Raw genomic sequence first — 8,683 nt, forward strand, 5'->3', positions numbered from 1 at the left:
CCCTTTAACGAAGGCCTGCTGCATGGAAAACAAATTTGGAAGTCCGAAAAAACCAGTCCTCGAGACCGACTCCGATATAAGCGGAGATCTGGAGAGTCTGCTGGCCGGTGACGAGGATATCGAGCGCGCTTCCCGCTCCCTGAAAGCCATGTCGCACCCCCTGCGTCTGAAGATCCTCTGCACCCTGGGTGACCAGGAGGTGAGCGTTCAGGATATTGTCGAGCAGGTCGGTACATCCCAGAGCAACATATCCCAGCACCTGGCGATACTGCGTGACAAGGGCATTCTCGCCTCCAGGAAAGATGCCAACCGGGTCTACTACCGGGTCAGCGACTCCCGCACCCTGCGCCTGATCGGCATGATGCGAGAGGTATTCTGCACCCACTCCCATTGATCCGGGGACACCATAGAACAACGCAATAAACGGGAAACGGAAGTTTCCCGTTTTGTTTTTCTCTCCCTGCGCTAAAATGGCGGCTCCGTAATCAATTCAACCCCGATCCTGACAAATCTATGCAACAGTTAATCGAATTCGCCGGCAACCACCTGATACTCGTCGTGGCACTGGTCGTTGTCCTCTTCCTGCTTATCCAGAACCTGATCGCCTCCAGCGGCAAGTTTTCCGTACAGCCCTCGGGGGCTACCGAGTTGATAAACCGTGAAGACGCGGTGGTCGTGGATGTGCGTCCCATGAACGATTTTTCATCAGGTCACATCATCAACGCCATCAATATCCCCAGCAACTCGCTGAAAAACCAGCTGGGTCAACTGGAGAAAGACAAGGACAAGCCGATCATCGTGGCCTGCCGCTCCGGCGCCCAATCCAACGCGGCCTGCAAGGTGCTGCGCAAAGAGGGCTTCGAGAAGGTCTACAACCTTCATGGCGGCATGCTGGCATGGGAAAATGCCAAGCTGCCCATTAGCCGAAAGAAATAAAACCGATTCACAGAACCATCAAAATCTGGAACTGAACAATGACTGAAAATGCCCAACCGGAACAAGCGGCACCTGAATTCGCCCTGCAGCGAATCTATATCAAGGATGTCTCCTTCGAGACGCCCAACTCCCCTGTCATCTTCAATGAAAACTGGGACCCGGAGTCCAACCTGAACCTGAACAGCGACGTAAAGAAGGTCGGTGATAACCTCTACGAAGTGGTTCTGTCCGTGACGGTCACCACCAAGCTTGGAGAGAAAACCGCATACCTGGCCGAAGTGCAGCAGGCAGGTGTTTTCCACATCACTGGATTCCCTGATGCCGAAATGGGACCCATGATGGGCGCCTACTGCCCGAACATCCTCTTTCCCTATGCCCGTGAAGCCATCTCGGACCTGGTATCCAAAGGCAGCTTCCCCCAGCTGCTGCTGGCCCCGGTGAATTTTGACGCCCTCTATGCTCAGCATATGCAGGAACAGCAGGGCCAGGCACAACAGCAGGCCAAGAGCCACTAGTGCCCGAGCAACAACTCAAAATTGCGGTTCTCGGCTCCGGCTCCTGGGGCACGGCCCTGGCCATTCTGCTTAGCCGCAACGGTGCCGAAATCAGTCTCTGGGGACATCTCGAGTCTGAAATAGAGGCCCTCATCGCAGACCGGGAAAACAAAACCTACATTCCCGGTATCCCCTTCCCCGACGGCATAACGCCCACCACTGACATGGCGACCGCCGTGAAGGGAGCGGACGAAGTGCTCGTGGTGGTACCCAGCCACGCTTTCAGGCAGGTGATGCACAACCTGGCACTGCTGCTCGACAGCGACACATCGGTAAGCTGGGCCACCAAGGGCCTGGAGCCCCAGAGCGGAAAGCTGCTCCACGAAGTGGCCCGCGAGGAGTTGGGTGAGCGACCCATCGCCGTGATCTCCGGGCCGAGCTTTGCTAAAGAGGTGGCCAAGGGCCTGCCAACGGCAGTCACCGTTGCATCCTCTTCTGCTGCCCATGCCGAACGCCTGGCGGAATACCTTCACTCGGAGTGCTTCCGTGCGTATACCAGCGACGACATCATCGGCCTCGAGGTGGGCGGCGCTGCCAAGAACCTGATGGCCATCGCCGCAGGTATTGCCGACGGCCTCGGCTTCGGCGCCAATACCCGTGCCGCACTGATCACCCGTGGCCTTGCAGAGATCATGCGCCTGGGACATGCACTGGGCGCTAAACCCGAGACTTTCATGGGTCTCGGAGGACTCGGTGACCTGACCCTGACCTGCACCGACAACCAATCCCGCAACCGGCGCATGGGCCTGGCCCTCGCCCGGGGCCTCAGTGTTGAAGAGGCCAGGGCCGAGATTGGCCAGGAAGTCGAAGGCGTGATGACCGCTCGAGAGGTGCACAACCGTGCACTGGAGCTCGGCATCGATATGCCCCTGAGCGAGCAGACCTACCTGGTGCTGTATGAGGGCCTGGATCCTAAAACTGCCGTGCACAACCTGATGGTGCGCAGGCAGAAGCCGGAAACCGACTAAAGCCTGAGGGTCTATCAGGATCCGGAGAAGCCCTGCTGCCTCCAGGCTTCGTAGAGAATGACCGCCACCGCGTTGGACAGGTTGAGACTTCGATTACCCGGGACCATGGGAATGCGCAGCAGCTGTTCGTCAGGCAGGGCATCCAGCTGTTGCTGGGGCAGCCCACGGGTTTCAGGGCCGAACAACAGCACATCACCCGGCTGGTATTCCACCTCGGCATAGTTGACCTTGCCGCGCGTGGAGCATGCAAGGATGCGACTTGATGGCAGCGTCTTGCCAAAAGCCGCATAATCGACATGTTCAGTAACACAGGCCATGTCGTGGTAATCGAGCCCGGCCCGGCGTACCTGCTTTTCATCGAGGCTGAACCCCAGCGGATGAATCAGGTGAAGGGTGCTGCCCGTATTGGCGCACAGGCGTATGATATTCCCGGTATTGGGTGGTATCTCCGGCTCGTACAAGGCAACATGAAACATAGCTACTGGCTACTCGGTAACATCACTGTATTTTCTTACGGAAGCGTTAAATGACCACAACCACAGACTCACCACTTGCTGTAGATTTCTGCGGACTAACATTCAATACACCACTTGTACTGTTGTCAGGCTGTGTGGGCTTCGGCGAAGAGTATACCCGGGTGAAGGGTTTTTCCAACCGCGATACCGGTGCCATCTGCCTCAAGGGCACCACCGGAGAGCCCCGGCTCGGCAACCCGCCCCATCGCGTCTATGAAACCCCCAATGGCATGCTCAACGCCATCGGACTGCAGAATCCGGGAGTGGACAAGGTGGTTGACGAGATTCTGCCCACCCTGGATTTCGGAGAAACCCGCTTCATCGCCAATGTCTCCGGGTCCACTATAGAAGAGTACATCAAGGTCACCCAGCGATTCGATGACTCTGATATCGACGCCATCGAAATCAACATCTCCTGCCCCAACGTCAAAGAGGGCGGTGTAGCCTTCGGCAACGATCCGGATATGTCGGCACGGGTTGTGGAAGCATGCAGAAGCGTTACCAAGAAATCCCTGATCACCAAGCTCTCGCCCAACCAGACCGACATCGCTGAGAATGCCCGCCGCTGCATCGAGGCCGGCAGTGACGCTTTCGCTGTGATCAACACCCTGATGGGCATGGCCATCAATATCGAAAACCGCTCGCCGATCATCGGCAACAACCAGGGCGGACTCTCAGGACCTGCGATAAAACCGGTCGCCCTGCTAAAAGTTCACCAGGTGTACCAGGTCTGCCGCGACCACGGCATCCCCATCATCGGCCAGGGGGGAATCACCACCGCTGAAGACGCCCTGGAGTTTTTGATTGCAGGTGCCACCGCGGTAGGCGTCGGCACAGCCCTGTTCTATAATCCGCTGGTATGCAAAAAGATAAACCAGGGTATCCTGGACTACTTGCAGCGCCATGAGATGCAATCGGTGATGCAGCTCACTGGAACACTGCAGCTGAATGCTTCCCAGGCGCCCCGTTGCGGCTGTTGAGCAGGCTATAGTTACTGTGCGCAAAAAAATCGGCTGCGAAACTACCGTTATGATGACGTAGAGTAAACAGGTATGCCCTTTTCCGCAGAGAGAACATGGACACCGTTTCAATACATCCTGAACTAGAGACACTGCGCAAGTTCACGCCCTTGAGCTCGCTTTCGCGGGAACAGCTCGAACTGCTGCGTCAGTCTGTGGAACTGGAAGAGGCCGCTGCGGGGGTAACGCTTATTGAACGTGGCAGCCGGGATGACTACAGCTTCTTTCTGATAGATGGGCGCGTCAAGCTGACCGCCGCGGACGGCAAGTCCAACGAAGTGGAGGGCGGAAGCGCATCCGGCCTGAATCCCCTGTCTCGATTGATTCCCCGTAAGTACGAGGTGATCACCCTCACCCCCATTCACTATTCCAAAATCAACAACTCCCTGCTCGACATCGTGACCAGCGTCATCAACCATAGGGAAACCTCACCCTTCTCCGGCTACAGTGTCGATGAAGGAGAAGAGGAGCAGAAAGCCGCTCAGTTCGAAAACCAGATCTCCATCAAGTTTCTTAAAGAACTGGAGAGCGACCGACTGGTGCTTCCCAGCCTGCCGGATGTTGCGCTTAAAATCGGAAAGGCGCTGGAGGATGAAGAACACAATATCGAAGAGATCGCCGCGATGATCCAGAACGACCCGGCGATCACAGTAAAGTTGATCAAGTCTGCTAACAGCGCCTTCTACGGCATGCCCAAGCCGGTGGAGACCTGCAGCGCAGCCATCGTGCGCATCGGCACCAAGATGACCCACAAGCTGGTGCTCACCTATGCCCTTAGAGAGCTGTTCAAGTCCAAATCGAAGCTGCTCCAGTCCCGCATGAAGGCGCTCTGGACCCACAGCACCCATGTTGCGGCCATCTGCTATGTCCTGGCCAGGCTGGACAAGCGATTCGAACCCGAACATGCCATGCTGGCAGGCCTGCTCCACGATATCGGCATTGTCGCCATACTGCACTATGCAGAAAGTCTGCCCCCTGAAGAGTTGACGCCGGAGGCCCTTGATCAGGCGATCAAGCGCCTGAGAGGCCAGATCGGCAGCCTGATTCTACGCAAGTGGGGATTCCCGGAGGAGCTTGTCACCGCCGCTCTCGAAGCGGAAGACTGGATGCGCCAAAAGAGCGAAGAGCCCGACTATTGTGACTTGGTCATCATCGCCCAACTGCACAGCTTTGTCGGCACGCCCCTGGCCATCGCCTGCCCTGCCATCAACCAGGTGCCGGCTCATACCCGCCTGGCACTGGGTGAGCTGACGCCTAAAATGAGCCTGTTGATACTCGAGGAGGTGGAAGATCAGATCAAGAATGCCGAGGTACTGCAGTCGATCTAGAGATCAGCAGTTATCCACCTCTTCGCTCACTATCAGCTCCCTGGCCGCGTACATGGACTGGTACTCGTCCTGGAAAAAGAACTTCTCATCGCCCAGTGCGGGCTCCAGACCGTCCAGCCATGTGGCCTTTTCGTCATAGCGTGCGAAGAAGGGACGCTGCACCCAGTCGGGATTGCGCCCCTGGATGAAGCGCAGAACGAACACCTTCTCGCCGGCAATCTCGGTGACACCCTGAATCTCCACCTTACCGGGTCCGGCACTCATGCTGGGCCCCCGCGCAGTGCGCCCCAGGCCTGAAACCTGCTGCATTGCCTCGCGATAGATCGACCACGCCTTGGTCAGGGGCACCTCGAAATAGTGTCTGGCGCCGGTATCCCGCTCCACGAACATGTAGTAGGGGATGATGCCCAGCTTGATCTGTCGGTTCCAAAGCTTTACCCAGGTATCGGCAGAATCGTTAATATGGGACAACAAAGGCCCCTGGCTGCGAATCTCGGCACCGATGTCGCGCAGGCGGTAGATGGCCTTGCGGGCAATATCGGTATCCAGTTCTTTCCAGTGGTTGTAGTGGGCCATGATGGCCAGGTGTTTGCCCGCCTTGATGAGCTTCTCGAACAGCGCGATCAACTCGTCAGCATCGTCATCGGAGACGAAGCGGTAGGGCCAGAAGGTCAACGCCTTGGTGCCGATACGGATGGTCTGAATGTGGTCGTACTCCGGCTCCAGCAGGGGCTCGAGGTAACCCACCAGCCGCTTGGTCTTCATCACCATGGGATCACCGCCGGTGATCAGCAGGTCTGTCACTTCCCTATGTTCACGCAGGTAGCGATGCAGTACGTCAGCCTCGGTTGAGGCCATGCGCAGTGCCTTGTCGCCAACGAACTGGGCCCAGCGGAAGCAGAAGGTGCAGTAGGCGTGGCAGGTCTGGCCCTGGCTGGGAAAGAACAATACCGTCTCACGGTACTTGTGCTGTATACCCTCCAGGGGTTTGCCATTCTCGTCCAGAGGGATGTTGAGTTCCATCTGCCCTGCCGGGTGGGGGTTGAGTTCAGCACGAAGCTCCTGGGCAAGGGACTGGATTTCACTCTTCTCGGCACCCCTGCGATGGAGTTCCGCCATACGCTCGTAACTGCCATCGGTCAGCATGCCCTTCTGAGGAAAGGTCAGCTGGAACATGGGATCGGCTGGTATGTTGTTCCAGTCGATGAGTTCGTTCACCACGTATTCATTGACGCGGAAAGGCAGTACGCTGGAAACCACCTTCATCTCGAACAACAGTGCTCCCGGCAGATTGGCAAGCGCAGGTATGCGCTCCAGATCACGCTGGGTGTAGACTTTGAAACGGCGTGTTTCGAAGCCCTCTTCCGGCGCATCCATCGCCTGTCGCTGAAGTATTGCTGTATTACTCATTGTGCCCTCCTGCTTACCAACCGGCAGGTAAAAATTCAGAGGTAGAGTCGCCCCGGTTCCTGATTTCGAAACCTCTGTGTATAGTTTTCTAGGGGACTAAACCGAGGGGAGTTGTCCACTCCCGGTACTACTGTAGTCGCTCCATACCTGGGTCACTGTTGACCAGGTTGCTGCCAATACATCCACCGTACAACCAATTATTGGTTATTACGGGGTCGGTAATTATAACATAAAGTTACAAAACTATAGAAAATACGAAATAAATGACTAAATGCTAATACTGCAGCATAAACACCCGTGGGATGTGAGCTCTGGCGAGGCCCGGGAGATCCAGGTACAGCTCTGAAATCATGTCATTGCCCAGGATCGGCTTGGTGAGATCAGCACTGTAGCCGGTGTGGATGTGGGGTTTGAAAGTGAGGGAACCGTTACCCGCGCCGCCGTGGCCCTGCTCAGCTTTCCCGACCTGGAACTCATCGAGTCCGCCATCGCGCGACGACCCACGAGTTTTCCCTATGTGCCCGGCCTCCTCTCCTTCAGGGAGATACCCGCCGTGCTGGACGCCATGGAGCAGTTGAGCAGGCTGCCTGATTTGCTGTTGTGTGATGGACAGGGTATCGCCCACCCCCACCGTTTCGGCCTCTGAAGAAAGTTTTCCAAATCGACAACCGTTATCAATCGATCCCTGTAGGGAATCTCATCCTTTACGTAGTCTTCATTCCTGCCCTTTATTGCTGTTGGTATGGGTCGATACGCTTTCGATTCCACGAAAATGACTTCGTGAATATCGTCAACAGGGATGCCGACAAACAGGTGATCCTGTTCGGAGATCACCACCTTTGACGGTCTGCTTGCATCGCTAAAGGCGAGATGCTGCTCGGATCGCATATCCACGAGGGTTACGATATCACTGCGAAAATTCATGTTTCCCATGATGTGCGGGGGGCAGCAGGGCACAGGCACTACATCTGTAATATCGGTAAACTCGCGCACCGCCTCCAGGTTAAAACCGAAGTATTCATTGCCCATGCTAACCACCACCAGGTCATGCTGATCTACCCCACCCTCTTTTAGCTGCACCCTCAGCATGCTGGCCCGTTCGCGAAGGGTACGGCGCTCTTCTCCATCAGCCTCTGGAAAGAAGGACATGCGTTCAGTGCCCTCCCCCGGCTCACTGGATAGGGAAAGCTCAAATTCTTCAGGAGCAATCAAATGCTCATGATCCAGCAGCATGATGATGCGACCTTCGGATTCGACCTCCGTGATAATGGCATGTTGTTCAGATTCCATCGTTTCCAGAGAAGCAACAACAGGCGATACATCCACCATGTCCCTTACCTCGCTGGTGATTATTCCCAGCAATCCATGGTCGATAGCAATCACGATCACACTGTCGGCCAGCCGATAGGGTACCGGCGAATGACCAAAACGCAGATTCAGATCTAGCAGCAATGGTCTCCTTTCGGCTGTCAGGTGTTCTCCTCATATTAAAATCGGACCTGCCTTGTATGGGGTTGTGTTATTTGGAACCGTTGCCGGTATTCTCCAGTCGGTCCAACAGGTCGCCTGCCTTTTCGGTGCCATAAGGCCCTATGGTTTTATCCCCGGGGATGGATCTCAGCAGATTCACTGCACTGACACGCAACTGCCTGGCCCGGCTCTGATTGCCTTCACCTAAATTAGAGTGTAGCCAAGTCTAGATAGGCCGTTATGAAATCCAGGGCGAGATAGATCACCTTGTGCAGCCACTCCTTGGCCGCTTCCGAATCACCCATCGCTTCATCGATATGCGCCAACAGGTAATAGGGGATCGGGTCAAACTGCCTGATTGCGGTCATTCCCATGACACACTCCCTAGTGGGCCATGCGATTAATTCGGCAACGCATTCTTTGCCCTATTCACCGAGGCAATAATTTTCTCAGCACTCTTGGTCCACTGGAATGGCTTGGCAC

Annotated in this window: 9 protein-coding genes and 2 pseudogenes; 7 read left to right on the forward strand and 4 right to left on the reverse strand. The window is 56.0% G+C overall.

Annotated features, from left to right (window positions below; all coding sequences use genetic code 11):
- Positions 1 to 22: 22 nt before the first annotated feature.
- The 4 genes from BOW53_RS03800 (at position 23) to BOW53_RS03815 (ending at position 2,458) form a co-directional block, all read left to right on the forward strand.
- Positions 23 to 394 (forward strand): ArsR/SmtB family transcription factor, encoded by a 372-nt coding sequence (locus tag BOW53_RS03800; protein WP_245831985.1) that lies wholly within the window; start codon positions 23 to 25, stop codon positions 392 to 394.
- 119 nt (positions 395 to 513) lie between these two features.
- Entirely contained in the window at positions 514 to 936 is a 423-nt protein-coding gene (locus tag BOW53_RS03805) for a rhodanese-like domain-containing protein (protein WP_078486184.1), read from the forward strand.
- Between the two features lie 38 nt (positions 937 to 974).
- Positions 975 to 1,451: a protein-export chaperone SecB gene (secB, locus tag BOW53_RS03810; RefSeq protein ID WP_078486185.1), complete on the forward strand. Its 477-nt coding sequence runs from the start codon at positions 975 to 977 to the stop codon at positions 1,449 to 1,451.
- Positions 1,451 to 2,458 (forward strand): NAD(P)H-dependent glycerol-3-phosphate dehydrogenase, encoded by a 1,008-nt coding sequence (locus BOW53_RS03815; protein ID WP_078486186.1) that lies wholly within the window; start codon positions 1,451 to 1,453, stop codon positions 2,456 to 2,458. The genes secB and BOW53_RS03815 overlap by 1 nt, the downstream gene beginning before the upstream one ends.
- A gap of 14 nt (positions 2,459 to 2,472) precedes the next feature.
- Here BOW53_RS03815 and BOW53_RS03820 read toward each other — a convergent pair whose 3' ends face one another.
- Positions 2,473 to 2,934: a tRNA (cytidine(34)-2'-O)-methyltransferase gene (locus BOW53_RS03820; protein ID WP_078486187.1), complete on the reverse strand. Its 462-nt coding sequence runs from the start codon at positions 2,932 to 2,934 to the stop codon at positions 2,473 to 2,475.
- 50 nt (positions 2,935 to 2,984) lie between these two features.
- Here BOW53_RS03820 and BOW53_RS03825 point away from each other — a divergent pair, with 50 nt between their 5' ends.
- Together BOW53_RS03825 and BOW53_RS03830 are read left to right on the forward strand one after the other, a co-directional pair.
- Entirely contained in the window at positions 2,985 to 3,953 is a 969-nt protein-coding gene (locus BOW53_RS03825) for a dihydroorotate dehydrogenase (RefSeq protein WP_078486188.1), read from the forward strand.
- 95 nt (positions 3,954 to 4,048) lie between these two features.
- Positions 4,049 to 5,320: an HDOD domain-containing protein gene (locus BOW53_RS03830; RefSeq protein ID WP_078486189.1), complete on the forward strand. Its 1,272-nt coding sequence runs from the start codon at positions 4,049 to 4,051 to the stop codon at positions 5,318 to 5,320.
- A 3-nt stretch (positions 5,321 to 5,323) separates the two neighbouring features.
- Here the strand turns inward: BOW53_RS03830 and BOW53_RS03835 are convergent, their stop codons facing one another.
- Positions 5,324 to 6,730, reverse strand: a complete 1,407-nt coding sequence (locus tag BOW53_RS03835) for a KamA family radical SAM protein (protein ID WP_078486190.1) — start codon at positions 6,728 to 6,730, stop codon at positions 5,324 to 5,326.
- A gap of 355 nt (positions 6,731 to 7,085) precedes the next feature.
- On the opposite strand from BOW53_RS03835, the pseudogene BOW53_RS03840 reads away from it, so the two are divergent.
- Positions 7,086 to 7,373, forward strand: a pseudogene (locus tag BOW53_RS03840) (endonuclease V); the annotation flags it as partial.
- 56 nt (positions 7,374 to 7,429) lie between these two features.
- On the opposite strand, the pseudogene BOW53_RS13675 reads toward BOW53_RS03840, so the two are convergent.
- Positions 7,430 to 8,182 (reverse strand): annotated as a pseudogene (locus BOW53_RS13675) (chemotaxis protein CheW); the annotation flags it as partial.
- A 227-nt stretch (positions 8,183 to 8,409) separates the two neighbouring features.
- Positions 8,410 to 8,574 carry a hypothetical protein gene (locus BOW53_RS12710; RefSeq protein WP_172838755.1) on the reverse strand — a complete coding sequence of 55 codons (165 nt, stop codon included), beginning with the start codon at positions 8,572 to 8,574 and terminating at the stop codon, positions 8,410 to 8,412.
- Between the last annotated feature and the right edge of the window lie 109 nt (positions 8,575 to 8,683).

The sequence above is a fragment of the Solemya velesiana gill symbiont genome, assembly GCF_002020805.1.
In the GTDB taxonomy this organism is placed as follows: Bacteria; Pseudomonadota; Gammaproteobacteria; order Chromatiales; family Chromatiaceae; genus Sedimenticola_A.

What these genes read in the sequence shown, in the direction of transcription:
- BOW53_RS03800 (WP_245831985.1), top strand. Translation starts at nt 23, where the DNA reads ATGGAAAACAAATTTGGAAGTCCGAAAAAACCAGTCCTCGAGACCGAC.
- BOW53_RS03805 (WP_078486184.1), top strand. Translation starts at nt 514, where the DNA reads ATGCAACAGTTAATCGAATTCGCCGGCAACCACCTGATACTCGTCGTG.
- secB (WP_078486185.1), top strand. Translation starts at nt 975, where the DNA reads ATGACTGAAAATGCCCAACCGGAACAAGCGGCACCTGAATTCGCCCTG.
- BOW53_RS03820 (WP_078486187.1), bottom strand. Translation starts at nt 2,934, where the DNA reads ATGTTTCATGTTGCCTTGTACGAGCCGGAGATACCACCCAATACCGGG.
- BOW53_RS03825 (WP_078486188.1), top strand. Translation starts at nt 2,985, where the DNA reads ATGACCACAACCACAGACTCACCACTTGCTGTAGATTTCTGCGGACTA.
- BOW53_RS03830 (WP_078486189.1), top strand. Translation starts at nt 4,049, where the DNA reads ATGGACACCGTTTCAATACATCCTGAACTAGAGACACTGCGCAAGTTC.
- BOW53_RS03835 (WP_078486190.1), bottom strand. Translation starts at nt 6,730, where the DNA reads ATGAGTAATACAGCAATACTTCAGCGACAGGCGATGGATGCGCCGGAA.
- BOW53_RS12710 (WP_172838755.1), bottom strand. Translation starts at nt 8,574, where the DNA reads ATGGGAATGACCGCAATCAGGCAGTTTGACCCGATCCCCTATTACCTG.